General features: G+C 46.0%; 1 protein-coding gene. It reads right to left on the bottom strand.

The window, feature by feature from the left end:
- Nucleotides 1–1327, bottom strand: a 1327-nt coding sequence (locus A3757_RS00785; RefSeq protein ID WP_156506067.1) for a molybdopterin-dependent oxidoreductase, incomplete at both ends; no start/stop codon positions are given.

The raw sequence follows: 1327 nt of genomic DNA, 5'->3' as shown, positions 1-1327 counted from the left end.
TGGCAACCAACCCATACGCTCTGCACGCGTATTGTAGTCAATGATAGAAGCTTGCCACTTAGACTTATCAGCCAAAGGTGACACAACCTCTTCCATTTCCAATTTCTCATAACGCCATTGGTTTGCGTGATTGTAGAAGAAAGAGGTACCGTTCATTTGACGTGGTGGACGCTGCCAATCCAAACCAAATGCTAGCGGTAGCCAACCACACTGAGGACGCAACTTCTCTTGTCCAACATAGTGAGCCCAACCGCCACCAGATTGACCGATACAACCACACATCATCAACATGTTGATAACGCCACGGTAGTTCATGTCCATGTTGTACCAGTGGTTCATCGCCGCACCGATAATGATCATGCTGCGACCAGTCGTCTTGTTTGCATTGTCTGCAAACTCTCGTGCGATCTTGATGATCTGCTCACGCGGCGTACCGGTGATTTTTTCTTGCCATGCTGGCGTGTATGGCTTGTCTTCGTCAAAACTTGATGCTGAATTTGCACAGTTTAAACCGTGCTCAACACCGTAGTTTGCAAGAGTCAGGTCAAATACAGTTGCAACCAACTTCTCACTACCATCTGCTAACTTAATTTTCTTAGCAGGTACTTTACGTAGTTGATTCGCATCGTGATCAGTATGATCAAAATAACCGTATTCGTGCTCTTGTCCACCGAAGTAAGGGAAGGAAACTTCAACCACTTCGTCTGCACTATCTTTTAGTGATAAGCCTAATTTGATCTCTTCGCCGGTATTACCGTCTAGCTGATCAATATTCCACTTACCTTTTTCACCCCAGCGATAACCTATTGAACCGGTAGGTGAAACCAACTCATTGCTCGCATCGTTAACTGCAATCGTCTTCCACTCAGGGTTGTTTTCTTGACCCAAGTTACCATCGAGATCAGAGGCTCTTAGGAAGCGACCTTGCTGTAAGCCTTGATCAGACTCTTCTAACATAACCAAGTAAGGGAAATCAGTCTTGGTACGCACGTATTCAGTGAAGTAAGCACTTGGCTTATCTACGTGAAACTCTTTCAGAATAACGTGGCCCATTGCCATCGCTACTGCTGAGTCAGTACCTTGCTTCGCGTGAATCCACTCATCGGTCAACTTCGCAACTTCTGAGTAGTCAGGTGTAACGGATACAGTCTTAGTACCCTTATAGCGAACTTCAGTGAAGAAGTGAGCATCAGGTGTACGCGTTTGTGGAACGTTAGAACCCCAAGCAATGATGTAGCCAGAGTTATACCAGTCTGCAGATTCTGGTACGTCAGTCTGCTCACCCCAAATCTGAGGAGATGCTGGTGGCAAATCACAGTACCAGTCA

The sequence above is a fragment of the Oleiphilus sp. HI0117 genome (assembly GCF_001635235.1).
The sequence above is the reverse complement of the archived record's forward strand: the minus strand, read 5'-3'. Positions and strand labels throughout refer to the sequence as shown.